The 25,506-nt window shown below is 65.6% G+C and carries 22 protein-coding genes; 6 read left to right on the forward strand and 16 right to left on the reverse strand.

Translation table 11 applies throughout. The features are described 5' to 3' along the window. The first annotated feature begins 9 nt into the window (after nt 1-9). A complete protein-coding gene (glcF, locus tag SR858_RS02685) occupies nt 10-1,242 on the forward strand; it encodes a glycolate oxidase subunit GlcF (RefSeq protein WP_019924648.1) in 1,233 nt (410 codons plus the stop codon). Here glcF and SR858_RS02690 read toward each other — a convergent pair. The 4 genes from SR858_RS02690 to SR858_RS02705 form a co-directional block, all read right to left on the reverse strand. Further along, entirely contained in the window at nt 1,234-3,768 is a 2,535-nt protein-coding gene (locus SR858_RS02690) for a putative bifunctional diguanylate cyclase/phosphodiesterase (protein ID WP_019924647.1), read from the reverse strand. The genes glcF and SR858_RS02690 overlap by 9 nt on opposite strands. Before the next feature lie 169 nt (nt 3,769-3,937). Continuing rightward, on the reverse strand, nt 3,938-4,426 hold the full coding sequence (locus tag SR858_RS02695) for a glutathione peroxidase (protein WP_019924646.1): 489 nt from the start codon (nt 4,424-4,426) through the stop codon (nt 3,938-3,940). Nucleotides 4,427-4,436: 10 nt separating this feature from the next. Then, nucleotides 4,437-5,573: a PilT/PilU family type 4a pilus ATPase gene (locus SR858_RS02700; protein ID WP_026637801.1), complete on the reverse strand. Its 1,137-nt coding sequence runs from the start codon at nt 5,571-5,573 to the stop codon at nt 4,437-4,439. A gap of 2 nt (nt 5,574-5,575) precedes the next feature. Then, a complete protein-coding gene (locus SR858_RS02705; protein ID WP_019924644.1) occupies nt 5,576-6,619 on the reverse strand; it encodes a type IV pilus twitching motility protein PilT in 1,044 nt (347 codons plus the stop codon). Between the two features lie 50 nt (nt 6,620-6,669). On the opposite strand from SR858_RS02705, the gene SR858_RS02710 reads away from it, so the two are divergent. Then, nucleotides 6,670-7,371 carry a YggS family pyridoxal phosphate-dependent enzyme gene (locus SR858_RS02710; RefSeq protein ID WP_019924643.1) on the forward strand — a complete coding sequence of 234 codons (702 nt, stop codon included), beginning with the start codon at nt 6,670-6,672 and terminating at the stop codon, nt 7,369-7,371. 1 nt (nt 7,372) lies between these two features. After that, nucleotides 7,373-8,200, forward strand: a complete 828-nt coding sequence (gene proC, locus SR858_RS02715; RefSeq protein WP_019924642.1) for a pyrroline-5-carboxylate reductase — start codon at nt 7,373-7,375, stop codon at nt 8,198-8,200. A 186-nt stretch (nt 8,201-8,386) separates the two neighbouring features. Here the strand turns inward: proC and SR858_RS02720 are convergent, their stop codons facing one another. The 3 genes from SR858_RS02720 to SR858_RS02730 form a co-directional block, all read right to left on the reverse strand. Further along, a complete protein-coding gene (locus SR858_RS02720) occupies nt 8,387-8,737 on the reverse strand; it encodes a DUF883 family protein (RefSeq protein ID WP_051120404.1) in 351 nt (116 codons plus the stop codon). Between the two features lie 82 nt (nt 8,738-8,819). Beyond that, the gene (gene ubiA, locus SR858_RS02725) at nt 8,820-9,674 is read right to left on the reverse strand and encodes a 4-hydroxybenzoate octaprenyltransferase (RefSeq protein ID WP_019924640.1); all 855 of its coding nucleotides are present in this window, start codon (nt 9,672-9,674) and stop codon (nt 8,820-8,822) included. A gap of 60 nt (nt 9,675-9,734) precedes the next feature. Beyond that, a complete protein-coding gene (locus SR858_RS02730; RefSeq protein WP_019924639.1) occupies nt 9,735-10,670 on the reverse strand; it encodes a hydrogen peroxide-inducible genes activator in 936 nt (311 codons plus the stop codon). A 117-nt stretch (nt 10,671-10,787) separates the two neighbouring features. Between SR858_RS02730 and rfaE2 the strand changes: the two genes are divergently transcribed. Together rfaE2 and SR858_RS02740 are read left to right on the forward strand one after the other, a co-directional pair. Next, entirely contained in the window at nt 10,788-11,273 is a 486-nt protein-coding gene (gene rfaE2, locus SR858_RS02735) for a D-glycero-beta-D-manno-heptose 1-phosphate adenylyltransferase (protein WP_026637799.1), read from the forward strand. After that, the gene (locus SR858_RS02740; protein ID WP_019924637.1) at nt 11,270-11,557 is read left to right on the forward strand and encodes a hypothetical protein; all 288 of its coding nucleotides are present in this window, start codon (nt 11,270-11,272) and stop codon (nt 11,555-11,557) included. Before rfaE2 ends, SR858_RS02740 begins: the two co-directional genes overlap by 4 nt. On the opposite strand, the gene SR858_RS02745 is transcribed toward SR858_RS02740, so the two are convergent. The 4 genes from SR858_RS02745 to SR858_RS02760 are packed head-to-tail and all read right to left on the reverse strand — an operon-like array spanning nt 11,541 to nt 15,131. Next, nucleotides 11,541-12,839, reverse strand: coding sequence for an NAD(P)/FAD-dependent oxidoreductase (locus tag SR858_RS02745; protein WP_019924636.1), 1,299 nt, complete (start codon nt 12,837-12,839; stop codon nt 11,541-11,543). The two genes, SR858_RS02740 and SR858_RS02745, sit on opposite strands and share 17 nt — an antisense overlap. Next, the gene (locus tag SR858_RS02750; protein WP_019924635.1) at nt 12,836-13,102 is read right to left on the reverse strand and encodes a (2Fe-2S)-binding protein; all 267 of its coding nucleotides are present in this window, start codon (nt 13,100-13,102) and stop codon (nt 12,836-12,838) included. Before SR858_RS02750 ends, SR858_RS02745 begins: the two co-directional genes overlap by 4 nt. After that, entirely contained in the window at nt 13,099-14,202 is a 1,104-nt protein-coding gene (locus SR858_RS02755) for an NAD(P)/FAD-dependent oxidoreductase (RefSeq protein WP_019924634.1), read from the reverse strand. The genes SR858_RS02750 and SR858_RS02755 overlap by 4 nt, the downstream gene beginning before the upstream one ends. Continuing rightward, complete coding sequence (locus SR858_RS02760) at nt 14,199-15,131, reverse strand: 4-hydroxyproline epimerase (protein WP_019924633.1); 933 nt, start codon at nt 15,129-15,131, stop codon at nt 14,199-14,201. The genes SR858_RS02755 and SR858_RS02760 overlap by 4 nt, the downstream gene beginning before the upstream one ends. A 123-nt stretch (nt 15,132-15,254) precedes the next feature. Between SR858_RS02760 and SR858_RS02765 the strand changes: the two genes are divergently transcribed. Beyond that, on the forward strand, nt 15,255-16,019 hold the full coding sequence (locus tag SR858_RS02765; protein ID WP_026637798.1) for an AraC family transcriptional regulator: 765 nt from the start codon (nt 15,255-15,257) through the stop codon (nt 16,017-16,019). Here the strand turns inward: SR858_RS02765 and SR858_RS02770 are convergent. Genes SR858_RS02770 through SR858_RS02790 form a run of 5 tightly spaced genes read right to left on the reverse strand, consistent with a single transcriptional unit; the run spans nt 16,006 to nt 25,250 of the window. Beyond that, nucleotides 16,006-17,490 (reverse strand): GGDEF domain-containing protein, encoded by a 1,485-nt coding sequence (locus tag SR858_RS02770; RefSeq protein ID WP_322534346.1) that lies wholly within the window; start codon nt 17,488-17,490, stop codon nt 16,006-16,008. The two genes, SR858_RS02765 and SR858_RS02770, sit on opposite strands and share 14 nt — an antisense overlap. A 56-nt stretch (nt 17,491-17,546) precedes the next feature. Then, nucleotides 17,547-19,934, reverse strand: a complete 2,388-nt coding sequence (locus SR858_RS02775; RefSeq protein WP_019924631.1) for a beta-galactosidase — start codon at nt 19,932-19,934, stop codon at nt 17,547-17,549. A 1-nt stretch (nt 19,935) separates the two neighbouring features. Beyond that, on the reverse strand, nt 19,936-21,216 hold the full coding sequence (locus SR858_RS02780; RefSeq protein WP_020647641.1) for a DUF2264 domain-containing protein: 1,281 nt from the start codon (nt 21,214-21,216) through the stop codon (nt 19,936-19,938). 12 nt (nt 21,217-21,228) lie between these two features. Beyond that, nucleotides 21,229-22,368, reverse strand: coding sequence for a glycoside hydrolase family 88/105 protein (locus SR858_RS02785; RefSeq protein ID WP_019924628.1), 1,140 nt, complete (start codon nt 22,366-22,368; stop codon nt 21,229-21,231). Nucleotides 22,369-22,382: 14 nt separating this feature from the next. Beyond that, nucleotides 22,383-25,250 (reverse strand): TonB-dependent receptor, encoded by a 2,868-nt coding sequence (locus tag SR858_RS02790; RefSeq protein ID WP_019924627.1) that lies wholly within the window; start codon nt 25,248-25,250, stop codon nt 22,383-22,385. Nucleotides 25,251-25,506: the final 256 nt, after the last annotated feature.

The following is a 25,506-nucleotide window of genomic DNA, read 5'->3' on the forward strand; positions in this document are numbered from 1 at the left end:
ACCTGAGCCATGCAAACCAATCTCGCCGATTTTATCCAGCACACGCGCGAAGGCGAAGAGGCCGACGCGATCCTGCGCTCCTGCGTGCATTGCGGCTTTTGCACGGCCACGTGCCCCACGTACCAGCTGCTGGGCGACGAACTCGATGGCCCGCGCGGGCGCATCTACCTGATCAAGCAGGTGCTCGAAGGCGCGCCCGTTACCGGTAAAACCCAGTTGCATCTCGACCGGTGCCTGACCTGCCGCAGCTGCGAAACCACCTGTCCGTCCGGCGTACGTTACGGGCGCCTGCTCGATATCGGCCGCCAGGTGGTGGAACAGCGCGTGCGGCGCCCGGCCGCCGAACGTTTCAGGCGCTGGCTGTTGAAGGAAGCCCTGCCGCGCCAGCGCGTGTTCGCGGCGGCGCTGCGCGCGGGCCGGTTGTTCCGGCCCGTGTTGTCGCCAGCCTTGCAGGACAAGATTCCGGCGCGGCAGGCGGCCGGCAAGCTGCCCGCGCGCACCCACGCGCGCAAGATGCTGGCGCTGGCCGGCTGCACCCAGCCGGCCATGGCGCCCAACATCCACCACGCCGCCGCGCGCGTGCTCGATGCGGCGGGTGTGCAGTTGATCGTCGCGCCCGAGGCCGGCTGCTGCGGCGCGCTGCGCCACCACCTGAACGACCAGCAGGCGGCGCTGGACGACATGCGCCGCAATATCGACGCCTGGTGGCCGTACGTGGAGCGGGGCGAGGTGGAAGCGATCGTGATGACGGCCTCCGGTTGCGGCGCCACCGTCAAGGAATACGGCCACTTGCTGGCACACGACGTCGATTATGCGGCCAAGGCGGCGCGCATCGCCGCGCTCACGCGCGACCTGTCCGAGGTGATGCCGGAGTTCGAGGCGGAACTGGCACGGCGCACCGCAGCGATCGCGGAACGTGTGGCGTACCACCCGCCGTGCACGCTGCAGCACGGCCAGCAGATCCGCGGCAAGGTGGAAAGCGTGCTGCGCGCGGTGGGCGTGGACGTGGTGCTGTGCGCCGACAGCCACCTGTGTTGCGGCTCGGCGGGGACGTATTCGCTGCTGCAACCAGACTTGTCGCTGCAACTGCGCGACCGCAAACTGGAGGCGCTGGCCGCTACCGGTGCCACTACCATCGTTTCGGCCAATGTGGGCTGCACGGCGCATTTGCAGTCGGGCACGCAGACGCCGGTAGTGCACTGGATCGAGCTGGTGGACCGGATGCTGGTCCGCTCAGCCTAGCGGGATCAGCGTGGCCGGCGGCGGCTCCAACACCTCCACCACCTCCTTGTGCAAACTCACGATCGGCGCCAGCTGCGCCGCTGCCTGCCACAACGGCGCACGGTGCTCGAACGCCGCCACCCAATCGAGCACCTCGTCCGCCGGCATTGGCCGGGCGATGCCGTAGCCTTGCACCAGGTCGCAGCCCAGTCGCATCAGCATGGCGCCGTGTTCCACCGTCTCCACGCCTTCGGCGATGACCGCACGGCCGAACGACTTCGCCAGGCCGATCACCGCGCTGACCAGGTGCAGGTCGTCGCGGTCTTCCAGCATATTGCGCACGAAGCTCTGGTCGATCTTCAGCACATCGGCTGGCAGGCGTTTCAGGTACGACATCGACGAGTAGCCGGTGCCGAAATCGTCGAGTGCGAAGCCGATGCCCAGTGCCTGGCAATCCTGCATGATGGTGCGCACGTGGTTGATGTCCGACAGCGCCGACGACTCCAGGATTTCCAGCTCCAGCATGTGCGGCGGCACGTCGGGGAACTCGGACAGGATGGCGGTGATGCGCTCGACAAAATCGGCGCGCTGGAAATGGCGCGCGGCGATATTGACGCTGATGACCCAGTCAGGATCGGCATGGCGCCACTGCTGCAACTGGCGCAGCGCCTCGCGCAGCACCCATTCGCCGATGTCGATGATGACGTCGCTGTGTTCGACAATGGGCAGGAACTCCATCGGCGCCACGATGCCGCGTTGCGGATGCTCCCAGCGCAGCAGTGCTTCCATGCCGATGATGCGGCCGCGCCGCATGTTCAGCTTGGGCTGGTAGAACAGCCGCAGCTCACCGGCGCGCAGCGCCGCGCGCACCTCGGTGCGGCGGTTGTGATGGGTGCGCACCTGTTCGTCCAGGTCGGCGTCAAAAAAGTGGTAGCGGTTGCGGCCCATGATCTTGGCCTGGTACAGCGCCTGGTCGGCTTGGCGCAGCAGGCTGTCGGCGCTGGCCTCGTTGCCGGTATAAACCGCGATGCCCACGCTGGCCGACATGGCCACCGGCTTGGCGTCGCAGGTGTAGTCGCGAGATAGCGCTATCAACAGCTTGTCCATCGCTTGCTCCACATCGCCGCGTCCGCGCAGTTCCGGCAGCAGCAGCACGAATTCGTCGCCGCCCAGGCGCGCCACGTAGTGGCGCTGGCCCGCAAAGTCGTGCAAGCGGCTGGCGGCCTGCTTGAGCACCTCGTCGCCGGTGAGCTGGCCGAGCAGGTCGTTTACCTGCTGGAAGTGATCGAGGTCGAACAGGCATACCGCCAGCAGGTAGTTGTGTTCGCGCGCGCGCGTGACTTCGTTTTCGAAGCGGGCCGCCAGCGCGGTGCGGTTGGGCAGACCGGTGAGGATGTCGTGATTGCTCTGCCACGAGATCTGCTGCATCAGCTGGCGCCGTTCCGTCACGTCGCGGAACACCAGCACCGAGCCTTCCACCTTGCCCTGGGCGGTGCGGATGGCGTTGGCCGTGTATTCCACCGTCAGGGCCCGGCCCGAGCGGTGGCGCAGGCTCTGGTTGCCCACCTTGATCACTTCGCCGCCGGCATACAGCGCCGCCATCGACTTGAGCAGCGAATGCTGGCCGAAGTTATTCGCCAGCACGAACACCTGGTGCAGCTCCCGGCCGCGCGCGCGCGACTCGGGCCAGCCGGTGAGCTGCTGCGCCGCCTCGTTGATGGTCTCGATACGGCCCGTCAGGTCGGTGGTGATGACGGCGTCGCCGATCGAGGCGAGCGTCACTTCGATGCGCTCCTTCTGCGCCTGCAGTTGTTCCTGTGCGCGCAGGGTGCGCTCCAGTTGTTCGCTGAGGCTTTTCTGGCTGTCCTGCAGCTTGTCCACCAGCGCCTGCACCCGCTGCGCCATGTTGTTGAAGGTCTCGGCCAGCATGCGGGCCTCCAGCGTGCCGGACACTTTCATGCGGGTGGCGTAGTCGCCGCCATGGAAGCGGATGGTGGCGGCGTTGAGCCGCTTGAGCATGCGCTTGTTGACGAAGATGATGAAGCCGAGCAGGGTGTAGATGATGAGGATGTTGGTGGCCGAGATCACCGCCTGCTGGCGCAGCGTGCGCCATACGTCGGCCAGCGGCAAGGTCGGCTCGAACGCCAGTTGCAGGCTGGCGTCGCCGATGCGCACGCTCTGGCGTAGCGGTTGCAGCGCCTCGATGGCGCCGAACCAGGCGGGATAGGACGGCAGCGGCACTGGCGCGCGGCGGGCTTCGAGGTGGCCGCCGGGGAAGTCGAGCGAGAGTGCGGTCAGGTCGGGGTTGAGCAGCAGGGCGTCGCGCAGGGTGCGTTCGATGGCAACCCGGCCTATCGCGGCCCGGTCGGAGGCTTGCACCGCCGGCCGCAAGGTGTTGTGCAGATAGGTGGCCAGCTCGCTGGCGCCGTGCTGGTAGCGCGCACTGGCGCTCGTGGTCTCCGACTCGAAGATCATCGAATATCGCACGACCAGCACCAGCGTGATGATGACGAAGATGGGCAGGAACAAGCGCGCATACACGCCCATCCGTAACCATGGCGCCAGGAGTTTTCCAAACAGGGACATAGTTAACGTTTCACGTTGGGAAATGACCGAAGACCATTATTACTGAAAAGTTAACCTAAAGCACGGTTTTAACCTATTGTTTTCACGATTTTACTTTCTGTGCTGCACAAATCGTTGCTGCGTGAGCCCATTATTGCTCTGCCAGCAGCTTTTCGATGTCGGCGACGATGCTTTCCGGCTTGGTGGCGGGCGCATAACGGGCAAACACGGTGCCATCCTTGCGGACCAGGAACTTGGTGAAGTTCCACTTGATCCGCTCGGTGCCGAGGATGCCTGGTGCATCGTGTTTCAGCTTGGCGAACAGCGGGTGGGCAGCGTCGCCGTTGACGTCGATCTTGGCGAACAGCGGGAAGGTGACGCCGTAGTTCTTTTCGCAGAAGGCGCCGATCTCGCTGGCGCCGCCCGGCTCCTGGGCGCCGAACTGGTTGCACGGGAAGCCCAGCACCTCCACGCCCTTGTCGCGGAACTGCTGGTACACGGCTTCCAGCCCCTGGTACTGCGGCGTGAAGCCGCACTGGCTGGCGGTGTTGACGATCAGGAGCACCTTGCCCTGGTAACGGCGCAGGTCCACCGGCGCGCCGGCCAGGTCGCTGGCGGTGAAGTCGTAGATGCTGCTCATAATGTGAAACTCATAGGATGCCCAGTTGTCTGGCGCCGGCAGGCGGCGCCTGCTCCGGCGTGGTTTTGCTTTCGAGCTTGATGGCCAGGCGCAGGTCGTTGACCGAATCGGCATTGCGCAGCGCGTCCTCGTACGTGATCAGGCCCGCCTCGTGCAGGTCGAACAGCGACTGGTCGAAGGTTTGCATGCCGAGCTCGCGCGATTTTTTCATCAACTCCTTGATGTCGTGTACCTGGCCCTTGAAGATCAGGTCCGAGATCAGCGGCGTGTTGAGCAGGATTTCGATTGCCACCGCGCGCCCCGGCGCGCCCTTGCGCGGCACCAGTCGCTGCGAAACCAGTCCCTTGAGGTTGAGCGACAAATCCATCAGCAGCTGTTGGCGGCGTTCCTCGGGGAAGAAGTTGATGATGCGGTCGAGCGCCTGGTTGGCGCTGTTGGCGTGCAGCGTGGCCAGGCACAGGTGGCCGGTCTCCGCAAACGCGATCGCGTGGTCCATGGTTTCGCGGTCGCGGATCTCGCCGATCTGGATCACGTCCGGCGCCTGGCGCAGCGTGTTCTTGAGCGCCGTCTCCCAGTCGTCGGTATCGACCCCCACTTCGCGCTGGGTCATGATGCAGTTCTTGTGCGGGTGGACGAATTCCACCGGGTCTTCGATGGTGATGATATGGCCGTAGCTGTTCTCGTTGCGGTACCCGACCATGGCCGCCAGGGTGGTCGATTTGCCGGAACCGGTGGCGCCCACCATGATCACCAGGCCGCGCTTGGCCATCACCACTTCCTTCAGCACTTCCGGCAGGCCCAGGTTGTTCAGGTCGGGGATGGTGCTGGTGATCACCCGCAGCACCATGCCCACCGAGCCCATTTGCACGAACGCCGAGACGCGGAAGCGTCCCAGGTCGGGCGGACTGATGGCGAAGTTGGCTTCCTTGGTCTGCTCGAACCCGGCGGCCTGCTTGTCGTTCATGATGGCGCGCGCCAGGTCCAGCGTGTGCGCGGGCGTGAGCGCCTGCTGCGACATCGGGGTCATCTTGCCGTCGATTTTCATCGCGGGCGGAAAACCGGCGGTGATGAACAGGTCCGACCCTTTTCTCGCAAGCATATTGCGCAGCAGGTCGAACATGAATTTTGAAGCGTTGTCGCGTTCCATGATCAGCCCGGGAAGTTGTCGGGGGTCTTGGCCGCGCTGCGCGCGGTGGCCGACGCGATCACGTTGCGGCGCACCAGGTCCGTCAGGTTCTGGTCCAGCGTCTGCATGCCGAAGTTGCTGCCGGTCTGGATCGCCGAATACATCTGCGCGATCTTCGCCTCGCGGATCAGGTTGCGGATGGCCGGCGTGCCCACCATGATTTCATGCGCAGCCACGCGCCCGCTGCCGTCCTTGGTCTTGAGCAGGGTCTGCGAGATCACCGCCTGCAGGGACTCCGACAGCATGGCCCGCACCATTTCCTTTTCCTCGGCCGGGAATACATCGACGATACGGTCGATGGTCTTGGCGGCCGACGATGTGTGCAGGGTGCCGAACACCAGGTGGCCCGTTTCGGCGGCCGACAGCGCCAGGCGGATGGTTTCCAGGTCGCGCAATTCGCCCACCAGGATGCAGTCCGGGTCTTCGCGCAGCGCCGAGCGCAGCGCGTTACTGAACGAATGCGTGTGCGGTCCCACCTCGCGCTGGTTGATCAGGCATTTTTTCGAGTCGTGCACGAATTCGATCGGGTCTTCGATCGTCAGGATGTGGCCATGCTCGGTCTCGTTGAGATGGTTGACCATGGCCGCCAGCGTGGTCGATTTGCCCGAACCGGTGGGGCCGGTCACCAGCACCAGGCCGCGCGGTTTCAAGGCGAAATCGGCAAAGATCTTGGGCGCGTTCAGCTCTTCGAGCGTGAGGATTTTCGACGGGATGGTGCGGAACACCGCCGAGGCGCCGCGCTCCTGGTTGAAGGCATTGACGCGAAAACGCGACAGGCCGGGAATCTCGAACGAAAAGTCGATCTCCAGGCGTTCTTCATAGACCTTGCGCTGGCCGTCGTTCATGATGTCATAGATCATGCGGTGCACTTCCTTGTGCTCGAGCGCATCGACGTTCAGGCGCCGCACGTCGCCGTGCACGCGCAGCATCGGCGGCAGCCCGGCCGAAAGGTGCAGATCCGAGGCCTTGTTCTTGACGGAGAATGCGAGAAGTTCGGAAATGTCCATTTATAATCCTTGTGCCTGACTTTAATGATTGCCTGAAGAGCCCAACGATTATGTCCCTGATCCCCCAGAACTTGCAAGCTGTCACCGCGTCTATCGTTGCTGCCGCCGCCGAAGCGGGCCGCGCCCCGGACGCCGTGCGGCTGCTGGCCGTGTCCAAGACTTTCGGGCCGCAAGCCGTGCACGAGGCGGTGGCCGCCGGCCAGCGCGCCTTCGGCGAAAATTACCTGCAAGAGGGCGTGGACAAGATCCGCGCGCTCAAGGAACTCGGCGCGCCCGCACTGGAATGGCATTTCATCGGCCCGATCCAGAGCAACAAGACCCGCCCGATTGCGGAAAATTTCGACTGGGTGCACACGGTGGAGCGCGAAAAGATCGCCCAGCGCCTGTCCGAGCAGCGCCCCGAAGGCATGGCGCCGCTGCAAATCTGCCTGCAAGTCAATATCAGCGGGGAGGCCAGCAAGAGCGGCGTTGCCCCGCACGAACTGGCGGCGCTGGCCCACAAGGTCGCAGCGCTGCCCAATCTCGCCCTGCGCGGCCTGATGGCGATCCCCGAGCCGGCCGAGCAATTCGAACAACAACGCGCGGCTTTCGCGCAACTGCGCGCGCTGTACGAGCAACTGCGCGCCGACGGCCTGGCGCTCGATACGCTCTCGATGGGCATGTCGTCCGACCTGCGCGCGGCGGTGGTCGAAGGCGCCACCATCGTGCGCGTGGGCTCCGCCATATTCGGTGCAAGACAATACAAGGAATAAGATGAAAATCGCATTTATCGGCGGCGGCAACATGGCCTCCGCCCTGATCGCCGGCCTGGCCGGCAAACTGACCGCCGGCGCCGACATCCACGTGGTGGACCCGAACGCCGACGCGCTGGAACGCCTGCGCACCCAGTACGGTGTGACCACTGCCACGGCGGCCGACGCCGATGCAGCGGTAGCAGCCGCCGACGTCATCGTGCTGGCGGTCAAGCCGCAAAGCATGCGCGACGTCGCAGCGCAACTGCGGCCGCTGATCGACACCGCGCGCCAGCCCCTGGTCGTCTCGATTGCGGCCGGCATCCGCAGCGCCGACCTGGCGCGCTGGCTCGGTTACGGCGCCATCGTGCGCTGCATGCCCAACACGCCGGCCTTGATCGGCATGGGCATCACCGGCATGACCGCCACCGCCGGCGTCTCTGCGCAGCAGAAGCAGGCCGCCGACGACATCCTGCGCGCGGTGGGCCCCACCGTGTGGCTCGACGATGAAGCGCAGATCGATGCGGTGACAGCCATTTCCGGCAGCGGCCCGGCCTACGTGTTCTACTTCATCGAAGCGATGCAGCAAGCGGCAAAAGAACTGGGCCTGTCCGACGAGCAGGGCACGCAACTGGCGCTGGCCACGTTCGCGGGCGCCGCGCAACTGGCCACGCAATCGAGCGAACCGGTCTCGCTGCTGCGCGAGCGCGTGACGTCCAAGGGCGGCACCACGTACGCGGCATTGACCAGCATGGAGCAGAGCGGCGTCAAGGCGGCCATCGTCAAGGGCGCCAAAGCCGCCGCCGCGCGCGGCAAGGCACTTGGCGACGAACTGGGCGCCGCCGGCTAAGGCGTACGCTGCGCGGAGCGGCACCGCGCGATCAACAGGGCGCTGGCGGGACTGATGGCGCAAGCCAATGAAACAAGCCGGTCCGCCCGTCACTGGCAGCACCACAATGCCGAGAGAGGCAATGCGGTGCGCAGCTTCGAGGGGACCGGCTTTATCGAACGTTAGCCGGGGGGAGCTAGGCGGCGCTTAGCGGCGCGAGACCAGCAGGCCTGCCAGCAGGCCGATGGCCGCGCCGATGCCCACTGCTTTCCACGGGTTGTCGTGCACGTACACGTCGGCCTGGCGGGCGGCGTCGCGGCTGTGGGCCAGGACCGTGTCTTCGAGCTTGCGCAGGTCGATGCGGGCGTTGCGCAGCGAGTCTTCGAAACGCGTGCGCGCTTCCGAGATCGCTTCGCCGGCCTTATCGCTGGCTTCGCTGATGTAGTCTTGCGCGTCGTGGGCGGCGGTTTTCACACCGGCGACTACCTTGTCGCGCGCTGCGCTGCTGGCATCCTTGATCTCGCCCAGGGTACCGTTGCCGTTTTGTGGTTGATTCATATTCACCTCGTCGTTATCGCTGCGGTAGAAAAAAAATACCCAAAAGTGCCCATGCCAAGCGCTTGCGGGATACCGCAAACGCTTAGCGCACGACGTAGTCTAACGCGATACCGCCAAATACCGCCGCACCCAACCAATTGTTGTGGCGGAAGGCATAAAAGCAGGCGTCGCGTTCGCGTCCGCGTATCAAGGTGTAGTGATAGACGGCAATACCGGCCGCCACCACCAGTCCGGCCAGGAACCACACGCCCATTCCCATCTGCAAGCCCACCCACAACAGCAGCAGCAGGTGCACCGCGTAGCACACCATGATGGCAGCGACGTCATAACGACCAAACGTGATCGCCGAGGTCTTGATGCCGATTTTCAGGTCGTCGTCGCGATCCACCATCGCGTACTCGGTGTCGTACGCCACCGCCCAGAACACGTTACCGATCAACAGCACCCAGGCTGCCGCCGGCACCGTATCCTGGATCGCCGCGAACGCCATCGGGATGCCGAAGCCGAACGCAATGCCGAGGTACGCTTGCGGAATCGCGAAGAAGCGCTTGAAGTACGGGTAGGTGCCGGCGATGATCAGCGCCGCCACCGACAGCTGCTTGGTCAGCGCATTGAGCGGCAGGATCAGGCAGAACGAGATCAGCGACAGCAGGCCGGCGATGGCCAGCGCTTCCTTGCCGCTCACGCGGCCGCTGGTGATGGGGCGGTTCACGGTGCGCTTGACGTGGCGATCGAAGTCCTGGTCGGCATAGTCGTTCATGGCGCAGCCGGCCGAGCGCATGAGCAGGGTGCCGAGCGAAAAAATCAGCACCAGCACCAGGTTGGGCCGGCCGTCGGAGGCGAGCCACAGCGCGCACAGGGTGGGCCACAGCAGCAGCAGCGTGCCGATCGGTTTGTCCAGGCGGACCAGGCGGAAATACAGGGCAAGCTTGTTCATCGAGTGGCGTGTCGGCGACGGCGAAATAACAGTAAGGCCGCCATTATCGCAAATATCGTGTCAAGGCTCTTCGCACAGGTTGGTAATGCCGGGCAGGTTGCACGCGGCGACCACGTCGCACACGGCGTCGATGGCCGCCTTGCGGGTAAAACTCTTGCGCCAGACGATGACCACGCGGCGCGACGGCGCCGGCGCGTCGAAGGGGCGGAACTGCAGCATGCCGTCGTTGGCGTTCATGTCCGGCACCGAGGCGCGCGGCAGCACGGTCAGGCCGATGCCGCTCGAGACCATGTGGCGGATGGTTTCCAGCGACGAGCCCTCGAACGTGCGCTGCATGCCGTTGCCGGGCGTGGAGAAGCGCGCCATTTCCGGGCACACTTCCAGCACCTGGTCGCGGAAGCAGTGGCCGTTGCCGAGCAAGAGCATGTTTTCGGATTTGAGGTCGTTGGCGGGAATGGCGCGGCGCTTGGTCCACGGGTGGTGGGCCGGCATGGCCACCACGAACGGTTCGTCGTACAGCGCCTGCATGGTCATGCCGTGGTCGGGCAGCGGCAGCGCCATGATGGCGGCATCGAGCTCGCCCTGGCGCAGCATCTCGAGCAGGCGCACGGTGAAGTTCTCTTGCAGGATCAAGGGCATCTGCGGCACCTTGTCGATCATGCCTTTTACCAGCGGCGGCAGCAGGTACGGGCCGATGGTGTAGATCACGCCCAGGCGCAGCGGGCCGGCCAGCGGATCCTTGTTCTGTTTTGCCAGCTCCTTGATGGCGGCGGTCTGTTCGAGCACCAGTTCAGCCTGGGCGATGATTTGCGCGCCCAGCGGCGTGACCGAGATCTCGGCGCCACCGCGTTCGAACAGCACCACGCCCAGTTCATCCTCGAGCTTCTTGATGGCGACCGACAGCGTAGGCTGTGCAACGTAGCAGGCTTCGGCCGCGTGGCCGAAGTGTTTCGCTCTTGCGACGGCGACAATATATTTCAGTTCGGTCAGTGTCATGTGAGGTATTTGAACACAGGCGATGGGGGGATGCAATAATAGCGTCCCAAGCAGGAACAACCAATACAACCATTTTCAACCACTAACAACCAAGCCATTCTAGCCGAGATGACTGCCATGCCCGACTTCGAACAGAAAATCTGCACCCGCGACCAACTGGCGGCCCGCGTGGCGGCGCTGCCCAAGCCGGTGGTGCTGACCAACGGCGTCTTCGATATCCTCCATCGCGGCCACGTCACATACCTGGCGCAGGCGCGCGCACTGGGCGCCTCGCTGGTGGTGGCGGCCAACACCGACGCCTCGGTCAAGCGCCTGGGCAAGGGCGACGACCGTCCGCTCAACAACTGCGCCGACCGCATGGCGCTGCTGGCCGCACTCGAATCGGTGAGCCTGGTGGTGGACTTCGACGAAGACACGGCGCTCGAAGTGGTGCAGCAGGCGCGCCCCGATATCTACGCCAAGGGCGGCGACTATCAAATGGATGCGATTCCCGAAGGGCAGGCAGTGCTGGCCTACGGCGGCCAGGCCGTGGCGATCGACTTTGAACATGACCGCTCCACCACGCGCCTGTTGACCAAAGTGCGCGCCTTCCATCCCAAATGAGGCTGGTGCTGATCATCCTGGCGACGCTGGTCTTCATCGTCGTCCAGTGGGGACCGGTGCTGTACGTGGCGCGCCGGCAGTGGCTGCGCGGCGACCCGTACTCGTTCCGCCAGCTGCGCTTCATGATGCCGGCGCAGTTGCTGGCCACGGTGTCGCTGGCATTTACTGCCGACTTGCTGGGCATGCGCAATCCGGCGGCGCTGTTTGCCGGCGCCGCCATCGTGGTCAGCGCGGCGGGCGCCGGGGCGCTGGCGCTGTACTACCGGATCAAACGTCGGAAGTAGCAATCAAGGTCGCAATGCGCGCCGGCGCGATCGGCATGCGCACCGCATCCGGCCGCCAGCCATACAGCACCTCGGTCGCGCCGCCGCAAATGCGGCCCTGGCATGGGCCCATGCCGCAACGGGTTTGCAGCTTGGCGCTGCGCCAGCTGGTATGCGCGCGTAATTCTCCGTGCGGTACATCCTCGCAGCGGCAGACGATGGTGTCGTCGGCCGCCAGCGTGGCCAGCTCGGGGCGCAGTGCAAAAGCGCGCGCCAGGCGGGCGGCGAATTTTTTCCAGCGGGCGCGCTCGTCGAGCGCCGCTTGCATGCGCTGGGTCTGGCCGCTGGCGGCCAGGCCGGCGATGCGGCCTTCCACCAGCGCCAGGTCCACACCGCCGATGCCGGTGCCTTCACCGGCGCAGTAAACGCCGGGAACATCGGTTTGCTGCCAGCTGCCGGTCTGCACCACGGTCTGGCCGTGGTGCACGGTGGTGGCGCAGCCGAGCGCCTGCGCCAGCTCCAGGTTGGGCAGCAAGCCGTAGCCGCAGGCCAGGTAGTCGCAGTCGAGTACCTGTTCTGTACCGCTCTTTCCCCGTCGTACCCGCACCGCATCCAGTGCGCCTGCTGCGTTGCTACGTGCCGATACCACGTGGCTGTGGCGCACATAGGCAATGCCGCGCAACTGCGCGAACAGGCGCAGCGCCTGCGCCGCCTTGGCCGGCGTGGCGGCCAGGCTGCCGGCAAAGCGCGCCAGCGCCGGCAAGGGCGCCTGCTCGACGATGGCGACAACGTGGGCGCCGCGTTCCCTCAGCGTGGCCGCCACCGCCAGCAGCAGCGGGCCGGTGCCGGCCACCATCACCCGTTTGCCGGCTACCGGGTAGCCGCCCTTGACCAGCGCCTGCAAGCCGCCGGCGCCGGTCACACCGGGCAGGGTCCAGCCGGGGAAAGGCAGCAACCGTTCGCGCGCGCCGGTGGCGATGATCAGGTGATTGAAGTGCAGCGTAGTCGCTGAACCAGCCGAACCTGCAGCAGCGGCCGTCTGCACCTGCAACTGGCCGGGCGCGGGCGCGTACAGCACCCGCGTGTGCGGCAGGAAGCTGACGTTGGGCGCCGCCTGCAACGCCGCCCACATGGCGCCGGCCCGGATGTCGCTTTGCTGCTGCGGGCCGCCGCGCCAGATCTGGCCGCCGGCAACCGGGTTGTCATCGACAACGGCGATCGAACCGCCACCGGCCGCCGCCGCGTTTGCGGCCGCGAGGCCAGCCGGCCCGGCGCCCACCACCACGATGTCGAAATACTTCATGCCGCGCCTCCCAGGGTTTGCACCTGCATGCCGGGCGCGCACAGCGTCTGGCACGACAACTGGTGGGCGCGGCCGTCGATGGTCACGCGGCATTCGTGGCAAACGCCCATGCCGCACAAGGGCGCGCGCGCGGCGCCGCCGACGGCGCGCCGGGTAAGCGCCGCGCCATCGCACGCCAGCGCAATGGCGGCAGCCACGGTCACGCCGGCCGGCACGTCGATGGTGCGCGCGTCGATCGTCAGGGAAAGCAGGGCTGCTGTCATTGGAAGCGGTGCGGCAAATAGGGGTGGTAGGAAATGCGGGAGCTTTCGCCCTGCATTTGCGCGGCCAGCAGTTGCGCCGTGGCCAGCGCGGTGGTGATGCCCAGTCCTTCGTGGCCGGTGGCCAGCCACAGTCCGCGCCGCGCGCTGGAGGGGCCGATCAGCGGCAGGCCGTCCGGCGTGGCGGCGCGCAGGCCGGTCCAGCAGCGCAGTACATTGAGCTCGGCCAGCGCCGGCGTCAGGGTGGCGGCATGGCGCAGCATGCGCGCCAGCATGGCCGGCTCCACGACCGGATCGACGGTGTCGAACTGGCGCGACGAACCGATCAGGATCTGGCCCGTGGGACGTGGCTGCAGGTTGAAGGCCACCGAGTCGCCGCTGGCCGCATGCGCGCTCTTGATGTAGCCCAGCTCCACCAGCTGGTGCCGCACGAAACCGGGATAGCGGTCGGTGATGGCCAGGTGGCCTTTTTTCGGTTGCACCGGCAATTCCGGCAACAGCGCACGCGAGCCGGTGCCGGCCGCCAGCACGATGTGCTGCGCCTCAACGCGGGCGCCGTCGTCCAGCACTACCGCGTGGTCCTCGATGGCTGTTACGCGTGCGCGGCGGGTGACGGCGCCCCGGCGCATGGCGCGGTCGAGCAGGATGCGGGTGCTTTTCGGCGCATAGACCAGGCCGTCGCCAGCCACCAGCAAGCCGCCGGCCAGGCCGGGACGCAACTGCGGCTCGCGCGCGTACAGCTCGGCCGGCGACAGCAACGTGCAGGCGAGGTTGAAGGTCGACAAGGTGTGCGCCTTGGTGCGCGCAGCGGCGAGTTCCTCTTCGTCGGCGGCCACCCAGATGGTGCCGCAGTTGCTGTATTCGTGGCGTTGCGGGCGTTCGCCCACCAGCTCGCGCCATAGCGCCACCGAGTAGGACGTGAGCGCCAGTTCGGCCAGGTTGTCGTCCATGACCACCAGGTGGCCCATGCCGGCAGCGGTGGCGCCGCCACCGGCCGTGTCATGCTCGATGACCGCCACCCGCAGCCCGCGCTCGCTCAGCGCATCCGCACAGGCGGCGCCCACGATGCCGGCGCCGATGACGATCGCATCGGCAGCATTCAACGGATGCCCCAGGCATAGGGATCGTCCGGGTCCAACACCAGGTGCGCCTGCGACGTGACCCAGGCGCGGCCCCGGATCGACGGCACCAGGTTGCCGTCGCGGTAGCGGTACGACGCTTCGAACACGCTGCCGATCACGCTTTCCTGCTGCCACAGGTCGCCCTCGGCCAGCTTGCCGTCGGCCGCCAGGCAGGCCAGCTTGGCGCTGGTGCCGGTGCCGCACGGCGAGCGGTCGTAGGCCTTGCCGGGGCACAGCACGAAACTCTGGCTGTCGGCGCCGGTGCGCGAGGGGCCGAACAGTTCGATATGGTCGATCACCGCGCCGTGGTCGCCGGTAATGCCGGCCTGGGCCAGGGCTGCGCCCACCGCCACGCTGTAGCTGGTCAAATTTTCGACGTTGGCGAGGCTGATGTCCTGGCCATGGCCATCGACCAGGAAGAACCAGTTGCCTCCGTACGCGACATCGCCGGTGACGGCGCCGTGGCCCGGCACCTCGACTGCGACCGCATGACGGGTGCGGCGCGCTGGCACATTCTCGATGGTGACGCTGCCGTCGTCGTGCAGGACCGCTTCCACCACGCCGGCCGGCGTGTCGATGCGGTGGCGGCCGGCGGCGATGCGGCCCATGAAGGCAAGCGACGCCACCAGGCCGATGGCGCCGTGGCCGCACATGCCCAGGTAGCCGACGTTGTTAAAGAAGATCACGCCGGCCACGCAGTCGGGGGCATGCGGTTCGCACAGCAGTGCGCCCACCAGCACGTCGGAGCCGCGCGGCTCGCACACCACCGCCGTGCGGAACTTGTCGTGGTCCTGCCGGAAGCGCGCCAGGCGTTCGTCCAGGGGGCCGGCGCCCAGCGGCGGACCGCCGGCGGTGATTAAACGGGTCGGCTCGCCGCCGGTGTGGGAATCGATGATGGAGATGAGTTTCATACCGGGATGGTAGGCTTGCCGGCGTACGCTGTCTTGCATCGGCTACGCATGATGGATGACGAAATCTGCACAATCAATAAAATTGTCGCGACGGCGCAATGCGATGCTGGCACAATCGGCACCATGCACAATCACGACATCGAAAATCGGACCCCTGACGCCGCACGCCGCATGGTCGCTGGTGCAATCGCCGATCCGTTCTTTGCCGAGGCGCTGTTCGACGCGCTGCCCGACGTGGTATTTTTCGTCAAGGATGAACGTGGGCGCTACGTGGTGGTCAACCAGACGCTGGTCCAGCGTTGCGGCCAGCGGCACAAGTCGGCGCTGCTGGGACGTTCGGCCGATGAGCTGTTCAGGGCGCCGTTCGGCCAGACCTTTCTGGCGCAGGACCAGGCGGTGCTGGCCGGCGGCAACGACATCGAAGACCAGCTGGAACTGCACCTGTACCCGAGCCGCGATCCCGGCTGGTGCCTCACCCGCAAGACCGCCCTGCGCGATGCGGCGGGCCGCATCGTGGGGCTAACCGGCATCTCGCGCGACCTGGCGATGGCGGACAAGAAAAATCCCGCCTACCGCAAGGTGGCGGCGGCGGTGAACCTGATCCAGGAAGCGTATGGCGAACCGCTGCCGCTGGCGGCGCTGGCGCGCATGGCCCACATGTCGGTGGCGCAGATCGAGCGGTACTTCCTGCGCATCTTCCACATCACGCCGCGCCAGATGATCATCAAGACCCGGGTGGAAGCGGCCTCGCGGCTGCTGGCGGGGGAGGCCAGCGTGGCGGAGATCGCGCAGGCGTGCGGGTATGGCGATCATTCGGCGTTTACGCGCCAGTTCAAAGCCACGACCGGGTTTACGCCGACGCAATTCCGCCAGCTTAATTTGCCGTAGTGGTCATGTCTGCCAGTTCCACCCGGTTGCGCCCCAGCTGCTTGGCGCGGTACAGCGCCGTGTCGGCGGTCTTGAGGAAATCGACGATGGAATTCTGGTCGCCCGGGGTGGTCACCGCCACGCCCAGGCTCACCGTCAGCACCCCGAACGGGGAGTGCGGGTGCGTCAGCTTCAGGCCGGCGATCGCCTGGCATATCTCGTCCGCCATTTCCAGCGCGTGCTCCTCGCCGCCGGCCTGGGCGATGATGGCGAATTCCTCGCCGCCATACCGCGCCACCAGGTCGCCGGCGCGGCGCATGCGCCTGGTCAGTTCGGCCGCCACCTGGCGCAGCACATTGTCGCCGGCCTGGTGGCCGTAATGGTCGTTGTACTGCTTGAAATGGTCCACGTCCAGCATCGCCAGCGTGAGTTGTTGGCCGTTGCGCCGCGCGCGGCTCCACTCGGCGGCCAGGGTCTCGTCGAAGTGGCGGCGGTTGGCGATGCCGGTCAGGCCGTCGGTGGCGTTCATGGCGGTGAGGCGGCGGTTCGACCGTTCCAGTTCGCGCGTGCGTTCGCGCACCCGGCGTTCCAGCTCGCGCTCGCGCGCTTGCAGTTCGCTGATCAGCACCGCGAAGCCGATGCCGATCATCGACAGGGTGAGAATGAATTCCTGCGCCCGCACCACTTCCAGGTGCACCGGCACGTCGCCAAACGGCCGCAAGCCGGTGGTCATCATCATCGCGGCAGACAGCGACACCAGCGCCACGAACAGCGTAGTCAGGCGCACGCCGAAGCGGAAGGCAATCACGGCGGCCGCCGGCAGCAGCAGCGTGGGCGTGACCGATACGCCGTCGATTTCACCACCGTGAGCCGACAACACGGCCCCCGCCAGCAGCAGGGTTCCGGCCAGGATGGCGTCGTCCAAGCGCGTCAAACGCAGCCGCTGGTGCTGGCGGCCGGAGAAGGCCAGCAGCAGCGGCGTGTAGATCAGCAAGCCCAGGCCGTCGCCGAACCACCACAGGCGCGCCAGCGTAAAGTAGGGCGTGGCCGAGCCATACTGCTGCAGCACCAGCGCGGCGGCCAGCCCCGCCAGCATGGCGGCAAACACCGGGCCGGCCACGAAGAACTTGATGAAATCCTGTAACCGCTGCAGGCGCGGCGAGGCGTTGTAGCGCCGCATGAGCCCATACGTGGTGAGGATCTCGAGCTGGTTGACGGCGCTGAGCAGCATTGCCATCTGCCAGCTGAAGGCATTCAGGTTGGCCAGTACGTCGGAAATGTACGTGAGGGTGCACAGCAGCGGCGCGCGGCGGCCGCGAAAGCGCAGCAGCGCCGCCAGCAGCACGGCATTGGGGAGCCACACCACCACCGCGTTTTCCGGCGTGACGGCGCAAAAGAACGTCAGCTTGACGGTGGCGAAGTGGAACAGGGGCAGCAGCAGGCAAACCAGCCACCCCGGCTGCCCACGGCGGAAGGAACGGGCAATCATCATGCGCGATGATTACCCGGCCGGCGCACCGGTGTCAAATTCCGGGCGCCGCCCTGTGGCTAGCGATCCACTACCAACCTGTCGCCCACGTAGGCGCGGTAGCGGCGGATGCGGCCCGTGACTCCCTCCGGACCCTGGCGCGGCGTGTAGCGCATGCCGGCCACGGTATCGGTTTTGCCCAGGTCGATGATGATGCGGTGCGGGTGGCCGGTGGTGCGTGCTTTACCGCTGTACGACGTGTGCCAGTGGTCGGTGTTCTGGCCATTGATGGCGTTCAGCGCACCGCCGTCTTCCTTGCTCACTTCCTCGCTATCGACAAAGGCGATGGTCCAGTTGGACTGGTTGAGGGTTTTGCCGTCGGGGCCCAGCAGCGCCAATTCGGCAATCGCGGCGAACTGCTTGCCGTCGAAGGCATCGAGCGACTCGAGGCAGAACTGGCGGCCGGTGGCCGGCTGCGCAAACTTGACGTCCTGCGTGGCGGCGCCGCGCTGGAACTCGCCCTCGTGCACCGGTTTCACGCCATCGAGCTGGGCGCGCGCGGTGCTCGGTGGCCGTGGCAGGTCGCGGTCCGGTTTCAGCTGGTCGAGCACCGGGGTTTTCAGGCCGGCGCTGCGCGCCACCTGCGGGCCGGTCAAATCCAGCACCACGACTTCGTTGGCGCCGCGCTTGAGCCACGGGCCGGGCAGGTACATGGTTTGCGTGGGGCCGATGCTCCAGTAGCGCCCCAGGCAGCGGCCGTTGACCCACACGATGCCCTGGCCCCAGGTGGACATGTCGAGGAAGGTGTCGCCGGTGCTGGCCACGTCGAAGCTGGCGCGCCAGAAGGCCGGGCCGGCGGTGCGGCCGGTTTTCCAGGCCAGCGGCGGCAGCACGGCGTCGGCATCGAAATCGATGGCGCGGATATCCCAGTTTTCCAATGGCTGGCCGGCCAGCGTGACCGGGCCGTGCATGCCCTTGCGGTCGTGGATTTCCACGCCAAAGTTGACGCGGGCGATGGTGTAGAGCAGGATCTCGAGCGTGACCGGCTTGCTGCGCGCGGGCAGATCGACCTTGAAGCGGCGGTAGCGCGTATCCATGGTGCCGGCCAGCTTGCCGTCCAGGTACACCCATGCCAGGTCGCGCACCTTGGCCGCTTCCAGCGTGCCAGCCGGTCCGGCGGGCAGCGTGATGCGGTACGAGACGATGCCACGGCTGATGTCATACGTTTCGAGCGGCTGCGGCGATACGGCCTTGATCAACTTTGGCGGCAGCGACGTGAAGACCGACGCCGACTGCTTGAACGAAAACGGCGCCACCGCGATCACCGGGTTGTGCCTGGGGGCCGGCGGCAGTGTTTCGCCAGGCAGCAGGTATGGCTTCATGCCCGCGCGGTAGGCCTCGAATTTTTCGCCCATCCAGCCTGCCTCGCTGATCGGCGCGTCGTAGTCGTAGCTGCTGGTGTCGGGCCGGAACGGGCGGTCGCACCCGCCCCACAGGCCGAACGACGTGCCGCCGTGCGCCATGTACAGGCTGAACGAACCGTTCGCCTTGAGCATGGCCTGGATATCGGCCACGGCGCGGTCGGCGGGACCGCGCTTGTGCGGCGAACCCCAGGTGTCGAACCACCCGGAATAGTATTCGCCGCACATGCGCGGCCCCTTTTGTACCTGGTCCAGCGCCTTGAAGCCGGCGGCCGGATCGCTGCCGAAGTTCGCCACCGAGAACAGTTCGGGGATGTGGGTTTTGACCACGGCATTGGTGGGATTGCACTGGAACAGCGGTACATCGAAGCCGCCGTCGAGCAGCACCTGGCGCATGGCGCGCATGTAGTCGAGATCTTCGCCGAAGAAGCCGTATTCGTTTTCGACCTGCACCATCAGGATCGGCCCGCCGTGGGTGATCTGCTGCTGGCCCAGCACGCGGCCCACTTCCTTCATCCAGCGCCGCGCCGGCGCCATGAAACCTTCGTCGCGGGTGCGCAGGAAGGCGTCGCCCGGGTGCTTGAGCAGCCACCATGGCAGTCCGCCCATTTCCCACTCGGCGCACGCGTACGGGCCGGGTCGCAAAATCACCCACAGGCCTTCCTGCTGCGCCAGGCGGCAGAATTCGGCGGCGTCGCGCTGGCCTTCCCAGTCGTATTTGCCTTCGCGCCATTCGTGGTAATTCCAGAACAGGTAAGCGCACACGGTGTTCAGGCCCATGGCCTTGATGGCTTTCAGGCGGTGGCCCCAGTATTCGCGCGGCACGCGCGCGAAGTGCATCTCGCCGCAGCGGATTTGCAGGCGCTGGCCGTCGAGCACGAAGTCGGTGTCGGTGATGGCAAAGCGCGGCGAACCGGCCGCATGCACGGTGGCGGCCATCGGCAGCAGCAGGCCGCCGGCGACGGCGCCAAGTTCTGCGGCCCGGCGCAGTACGCGGCGCCGGGCCGGGGAAGAAAGGGAGGAGGGGATCTTGGTGTAGGTGGTCATCTCAATAGTTTACCGGGTAATCCTTGGGGAAGCGGGCGCCCGCGAACGCCTTTTTCTGCGTCCAGTCCTGCGCGGGGGCGGTCCAGTAGGTGTCGGTGGGCGCCAGGCCTAGTGGCAGCAGGCTGGCCGAGGCGATGTACATGCTGCCATTGTTGGAGTACCAGTCGCCCAGCTCGGGCTGGTGGCCGACGAAGCCGATGGTCAGGTAGCCGTCTTTCGTAAAATTGCCGGGCGCGGTCCATACCGCCTTGTGCACCGCCTGTAATGCGGCGCGTACCTGGCCCTCGGGCAGGCTGACCGGCAGCTGCTTGCGCAGCGCCAGCAGGGCCAGCGGCTGGAATGCCGCAGTGCGGTACGTGAGCGAGCGGCCGATTGGCGGGAAGCTGCCGTCGGTACCGATGAAGCGTTCGAGGTGTTCGCCAAAGCGCTGCATGCGCTTGACCGCCTGCGCGCGCAGCTCTTCGGGCTTGCCGTTCCAGAACGCGCCCTTTTTGTCGTCGAGCACATCGAGGATCTCGACCAGCATCGGATGCATCACGAAGGCGTTGTAGTAGTCGAAGTGGAAGGCGTCGCCGTCCTTGATCCAGCCGTCGCCCACGTACCACTCGTTGATCTTGCGGATCGCCACGTTCATGCGCAGCGGATCGAATTCTTCGCCGATCGACATCAGCCAGGCTTCGTTCATGGCGGCGAACAGCATCCAGTTGATGTACGGCGGCTCGATGCGGCGCAGCGCCTTGATCTCGGCGATGATGCGGGCCTTGGTGGTGGCGTCGAGCGGTTCCCACAGCGCTTTCGGCGCGCGCATCAGGGCATTGGTGAAGTAGGCCGAATCAACCAGGGTCTGGCCCGGACCTTTCCACAGCAGGTAGTCGGGGTTGCTTGGGGCGACCGAGTTGGTATAGCTTTGCAGCGCCATTTGCTGCAGGCGCTTGCGGGTGCGGCCTTCCGGCGTGCCGTCGTCGGGCAGGGCCAGCCACGGCGCAATGCCGGCGATCAGCCGGCCGAAGCATTCGAGGTAAGCGACGCCCTGGTCGCGGCCATCCCAGGTGGGGCTCACTTCGAGCGCGAAGTTTTTTTTCAACGTGCCGGCAGCCATGTTGGACAGCACCGGCTCGCTCATTTTCTGCGCCAGCGCGGCCAGCTCGGCGCGTGATTTGTCCGTCACCGGCTTGGCCGCTGCCGGAACCGGCTTGGTAGCGGCGCCGGCCATTTGTGCCACCCCGAGCATGGCGCCGGCCGAACCGGCAGCCAGCGACTGTATGAAATTACGTCGTTCCATCGTGTCTCCGTGTTATTTTCTGAGCAGGCGGACCATCTCCGACGACGCCAGCAGATAGGCCCCCACGCCGAACGGCGTGGTCGAATTCTGGTCCACCACCTGGCCCGGAATCGCCCGCTCGCCGATCGGCTGCACATAGCCTATCTTGCCATCGGGCTGCAGTGCAACCTTGGAAAGGTAATGCCAGCCTTTACGGACGACCGGCAGGTACTCGTCGCGATCGAGCACGCCGTGGTTGATGCCCCACAGGTAGCCATAGACGAAGAACGCGGTGCCGCTGGTTTCCGGGCCCGGCGCGTGCGCGGCGTCGAGCAGGCTGCGGGTCCAGTAGCCGTCCGGCGTTTGCGCTTTTTTCAGCGCTTCGGCCATGCCCCGGTACTTGGCGACGTAGTCGGCACGGTGCGGGTCGTCCCTGGGCAGGTCTTGCAGCACCTTGGCCAGACCGGCAAATACCCAGCCGTCGCCGCGCGACCAGAAGTCCTTCTTGCCGTTGGCGCTCTTGTGTTTCGGGTACACGTAGCGCGCATCGCGGTAGTACAGCTTTTCGTCGGCATCGTACATGATGGTGTTGGCATACTCGAAGTACGTGTGCAGCTTCTCGAGGTACAAGCGATTGCCGGTGATGTTATACAGCTTGGTCATCACCGGCATCACCATATACAGGCCGTCCGACCACCACCAGTAGTCGTTCTGCGCAGTGCTCATCTGGTACTCCATCACCTCGCGCGCACGGGCGATCTTGCGCGGATCTTTTTGCGCGTCGAGCGCATAGAGGTCGGCGTAGGTCTGGAAGGCGATCTGCCAGTCGCCGAACAGCACGTGTTCGTCGGTCTCGCCGTACTGGTACTTCCACTTGCTCCTGTCGGTGGACTTGGCGCCCTGCCAGGCGTTGTGGACGGCCCAGTCTTCGGAGTACTGGCGGTAGCGCGGATTGCCGGTGATCTGGTACGCCTCCATATTGCCCGTGTGGTAGGCGGCGATATCCCAGAACGCCCACTGCTGCGGCTTCTCGCGCGCCTGCCAGTAGTCGTTGACCTTGGTGATGATGGCGACCACCTCCTGTTCGGAGGTGCCCACGGCCGGCGCGTTGGCATTGCCGGTGGCGCAGCCTGCCAGTGCCAGCGCCACTGGCAGGGCCAATGCGCCGGTCATAAACGAACGTCTGATCACAGTTTCCCCCGGATGCCGAACTTGATGGTGCGGCCATCATACTTTGCATAGTCCATCCGCGTTTTCTTGCCGCTGCCGTACTGGCCGCTGGCGTCCTCGAAGTAATCGTAGGCCAGCGTGTTGGACAGGTTGAGCGCATCGATGCGGAACTCCAGGCTCTCGCTGATCTTGTAGCTGATGTTGGCATCGAGGTAGCCACGGCCGGCGCGCCAGCGTATCAGGTCGTCGCCGTTGTTGCGCGGATTATCGCCGTGCAGCGACTTGCCCTTGTAGTTATAGGACATGCGCGCGGCCAGTGGTCCCTGTTCGAAGTACAGCGTGGTGCTGTACGCGTACTTTGGCACCGAGTTGACTTCGATCTCGCGGCCGCCGTTGGTGATCCACTTGGCGCTGTTGAACGGATCAATGTGGGTGTAGCTGGCCAGCGCGCCCATGCCGTCGAACGGCTTGGGCAGGAAGCTGAAGGCCTGCTGGTACGCCAGCTCGTAGCCCTTGAGCTTTTGCTTGCCGGCGTTGGTGTAGCTGCGCAGCGTCATCGCCAGGTTCGGGTCCACGCGGCCGCTCGCATCCTGGAACAGCGGTCCCAGCGCGGTATCGGGCAGGCCCAGGGAACCGAAGGTGACCACCTGCGTGTTGGCGACGGTGGCGTCGGTCAGGTCCTTCTGGAAGATCGCGGCCGACAGCAGGCTGCCCGGCTTGAAATACCATTCCAGGCCGGTGTCGAGGTTTTTCGACTGCTGTGGGCGCAGGTTCGGATTACCCGACGTGGCCGAGTTGTCGAACTGGTTCGGGATCACGGTTTGCGCGGCGATGATCGACAGCGAAGCGCGGGTGATGGTCTTGCCCCACGAGGCGCGCCACATCAGGGTATCGGTCAGGTCGAAGGCGGCGCTGAGCGACGGCAGCACATTGCTGTACGAACCCTGCTCGTGGTTGGGGCCATAGACCAGGCTGGTGCCTTGCTGCTTGAAGTTGTCGATCTTGGTGTCGGTCTGCGAGTAACGCACGCCGGCATTGAAGCGCAGTTCGCGTTCGCCGATCTTGCCCTTGAAGTCGGACTGGACGAAGCCGGTCTTGACGTTTTCTTCCGCCGCAAAGCTTTGCGACGGCGTGAAGGTGGACGCCGGGTTGTAGGTGTTCGGATCGAAGTTGTTGTAGAAGTAGTTGCTGTCCCAGGTGCTCCAGGATTTCGGCCAGCCGCTGCCCATATCGAGATTGTTGATCGGCAGGTTGCTGGTCATGCCGCTGCGCAGGCCGGCCGCGCCGATGCGGTTCAACTGCGCAGTGGCCAGCGCGGTGCCGTTACGCTTGTTGACGTCCTTGCCGGTGGAGACGTACACCAGGCCCGCCTTCAGGTGACCGGTCCAGTCGCCGGGCAGGTCGTAGTCCCAGTCGGCCACCACGCGCGCCTGCTTGCCCTTGTCGGTTTCCTTGGTCCAGCCGGTGCCGATGGTGAAGCCGCTCCAGTTGTTCGGATCGGTGTAGCTGGTCGGCGACGAGATCGACGGATACACGTGGTCGTCGCCGTAGTCGATGGTCGACTGGGCGCCGTAGATGTAGCCGGCCAACTGGCCGGTGGCGCTGGTGGCGGAGCTGTGATTGAGGCTGGCCTGGCTGGTCAAGGTCAGTTTGTCGCTGACCTTCCAGCTGCCATTCAGGGCGCCGTAGCCGAACTCCGTTTCATCCTTGGTGTAGATGGCGCCGGCGTTGTAGGTGGTGTTGGCGAAGGTGCCGGTGAGCAGGTTGGTGGCCGGATCGATCTTGACGTTCACCGGGATCAGGCCGTTGTTGCCGTTGGCGCCGGCGGGCAGGGCGCGGTTGGTGGTGGCGGTGCTGCGCACCAGGATGCCGAAGATGGTTTCTTCGCGGGTGTTCTTCAGCTTTGAATACATGGTGTCGAAGCTGAGGTTCACGGTTGGCGTCTTGTACTGCAGCGACGACACCAGGCCGTCACGCGTGCGCTCGTTTTCCGAACCGTAGAAGCGGTAGATGCGCGGCAGCAGGGCCTTGTCGATCTGCTCGCGCGTGTAGCCCGACAGGTTGGCGCGCGGATCGTCGTAATCGAGTTTTAATGCGAAGTTGCCCTTGACGGGGCTCTGGCTGCCGTTGAACGAGCTGTTATAGCCGCCGGTCGCTTCAAACCCCGAGCGGGTGTTGACGCTGCCCGAATGCGACACGCCGACCAGGAAGCCCACGTTGTCCCAGGTGTTCGAGTACAGCGCGAAGCCGTTCGGATCGTGGTTCTTGGAGTTGGTGTTGTAGGTGTCGGTCAGGCCGTAGCGGATGGTGCGCTTGGGGTTGTCGAACGGGCGCGGGGTTTGCAGGTCCACCACGCCGCCCAGGCCACCCTCGGTCAGTTCGGCCAGCGGCGACTTGTAGAAGTCCACGCGGCCGAACAGCTCGGACGCGAACACGTCGTAGTTGAAACCGCGCGCGGCGCTGCCGATGGTGGACGTGGACGTGGTGTTGACCGGCGCGCCGTTCAGCGTGGTGACGGAATAGTCGGTGGGCAGGCCGCGGATCGAGATGCGCTGGCCTTCGCCCGAGGACTCGTCGCGGTTGAGGATCACGCCCGGCACGCGCTGCAGCGATTCGGCGACGTTCGCCTCGGGGAATTTGCCGATGTCCTCAGCCACGATCGAGTCGCGCACGCCGATGGCCTGGGCCTTCAGGTTGAGCGCCTTTTGCAGGCTCGAGCGGAAACCGGTGACAACCACGGTTTCCACTTTGCCGTCGGCCGGCGGCGGGGCCGCCTCGTTGGCGGTGCTGGCCGGCGCCGGCACAGCTTCCTGCGCCAGCGCCGCCGGCGCATACATGGCCGCCAGGGCAAGCGGGATCACGGTCTCCAGTATTTTCTTTTTCATTTTTTTATCCTCAGTGTTAGACAGCTGGGTCGCCGGGGCAATGCCCGGCTATAGCTAGACTAAGTCACTTGCCGAACATAGGGCAACAGGGGAGAGGATGTACTGGCGACAATGGGACATTGCGATGATTGATCTGTTGAGCGCGCGGCTAGCCGGGAAAATGCGGCTACTGTGGGAAAAGTGCCTTGCATCCGCGCATGGTGATTGAGCGAATGATCGTTAAACAATCAACAAGGTGATTAATCGATGGGTGAGG

The sequence above is a fragment of the Duganella zoogloeoides genome (assembly GCF_034479515.1).
Lineage (GTDB): Bacteria > Pseudomonadota > Gammaproteobacteria > Burkholderiales > Burkholderiaceae_D > Rugamonas > Rugamonas zoogloeoides.

What these genes read in the sequence shown, in the direction of transcription:
- glcF (WP_019924648.1), top strand. Translation starts at nt 10, where the DNA reads ATGCAAACCAATCTCGCCGATTTTATCCAGCACACGCGCGAAGGCGAA.
- SR858_RS02690 (WP_019924647.1), bottom strand. Translation starts at nt 3,768, where the DNA reads ATGGGCGTGTATGCGCGCTTGTTCCTGCCCATCTTCGTCATCATCACG.
- SR858_RS02695 (WP_019924646.1), bottom strand. Translation starts at nt 4,426, where the DNA reads ATGAGCAGCATCTACGACTTCACCGCCAGCGACCTGGCCGGCGCGCCG.
- SR858_RS02700 (WP_026637801.1), bottom strand. Translation starts at nt 5,573, where the DNA reads ATGGAACGCGACAACGCTTCAAAATTCATGTTCGACCTGCTGCGCAAT.
- SR858_RS02705 (WP_019924644.1), bottom strand. Translation starts at nt 6,619, where the DNA reads ATGGACATTTCCGAACTTCTCGCATTCTCCGTCAAGAACAAGGCCTCG.
- SR858_RS02710 (WP_019924643.1), top strand. Translation starts at nt 6,670, where the DNA reads ATGTCCCTGATCCCCCAGAACTTGCAAGCTGTCACCGCGTCTATCGTT.
- proC (WP_019924642.1), top strand. Translation starts at nt 7,373, where the DNA reads ATGAAAATCGCATTTATCGGCGGCGGCAACATGGCCTCCGCCCTGATC.
- SR858_RS02720 (WP_051120404.1), bottom strand. Translation starts at nt 8,737, where the DNA reads ATGAATCAACCACAAAACGGCAACGGTACCCTGGGCGAGATCAAGGAT.
- ubiA (WP_019924640.1), bottom strand. Translation starts at nt 9,674, where the DNA reads ATGAACAAGCTTGCCCTGTATTTCCGCCTGGTCCGCCTGGACAAACCG.
- SR858_RS02730 (WP_019924639.1), bottom strand. Translation starts at nt 10,670, where the DNA reads ATGACACTGACCGAACTGAAATATATTGTCGCCGTCGCAAGAGCGAAA.
- rfaE2 (WP_026637799.1), top strand. Translation starts at nt 10,788, where the DNA reads ATGCCCGACTTCGAACAGAAAATCTGCACCCGCGACCAACTGGCGGCC.
- SR858_RS02740 (WP_019924637.1), top strand. Translation starts at nt 11,270, where the DNA reads ATGAGGCTGGTGCTGATCATCCTGGCGACGCTGGTCTTCATCGTCGTC.
- SR858_RS02745 (WP_019924636.1), bottom strand. Translation starts at nt 12,839, where the DNA reads ATGAAGTATTTCGACATCGTGGTGGTGGGCGCCGGGCCGGCTGGCCTC.
- SR858_RS02750 (WP_019924635.1), bottom strand. Translation starts at nt 13,102, where the DNA reads ATGACAGCAGCCCTGCTTTCCCTGACGATCGACGCGCGCACCATCGAC.
- SR858_RS02760 (WP_019924633.1), bottom strand. Translation starts at nt 15,131, where the DNA reads ATGAAACTCATCTCCATCATCGATTCCCACACCGGCGGCGAGCCGACC.
- SR858_RS02765 (WP_026637798.1), top strand. Translation starts at nt 15,255, where the DNA reads ATGCACAATCACGACATCGAAAATCGGACCCCTGACGCCGCACGCCGC.
- SR858_RS02770 (WP_322534346.1), bottom strand. Translation starts at nt 17,490, where the DNA reads ATGATGATTGCCCGTTCCTTCCGCCGTGGGCAGCCGGGGTGGCTGGTT.
- SR858_RS02775 (WP_019924631.1), bottom strand. Translation starts at nt 19,934, where the DNA reads ATGACCACCTACACCAAGATCCCCTCCTCCCTTTCTTCCCCGGCCCGG.
- SR858_RS02780 (WP_020647641.1), bottom strand. Translation starts at nt 21,216, where the DNA reads ATGGAACGACGTAATTTCATACAGTCGCTGGCTGCCGGTTCGGCCGGC.
- SR858_RS02785 (WP_019924628.1), bottom strand. Translation starts at nt 22,368, where the DNA reads ATGACCGGCGCATTGGCCCTGCCAGTGGCGCTGGCACTGGCAGGCTGC.
- SR858_RS02790 (WP_019924627.1), bottom strand. Translation starts at nt 25,250, where the DNA reads ATGAAAAAGAAAATACTGGAGACCGTGATCCCGCTTGCCCTGGCGGCC.